The 223-nt window shown below is 65.0% G+C and carries 1 protein-coding gene; it reads right to left on the bottom strand.

Translation table 11 applies throughout. The features are described from left to right. Positions 1-223: hypothetical protein (locus MOV74_RS40550; RefSeq protein ID WP_246933155.1), on the bottom strand; the 223-nt coding region annotated here is incomplete at both ends.

Here is a 223-nt window from a genome sequence, read left to right as displayed (position 1 = left end):
GACCGAGGCGATGAAGACGCCGACGGTTGCGGCCACCACGGTGATGCGGTGATTGACGCACCATCGCACGATGGCGCGCAGGCCGCGGTACATGCGGGTCTCGTAGACCGCATGCGGGTCGTGATTGTGGTGCGCCTTCATCTCCGGCAGCAGCTTGACGCCGATATAGGGCGTGAAGATCACGGCCACGAACCAGGAGGCGACCAGCGCGATCGCCACGATC

It is taken from the genome of Bradyrhizobium sp. SHOUNA76 (assembly GCF_023006445.1).
GTDB lineage: Bacteria > Pseudomonadota > Alphaproteobacteria > Rhizobiales > Xanthobacteraceae > Bradyrhizobium.
Note: the sequence above shows the minus strand (reverse complement) of the source record. Positions and strands in the feature narration are given on the sequence as shown.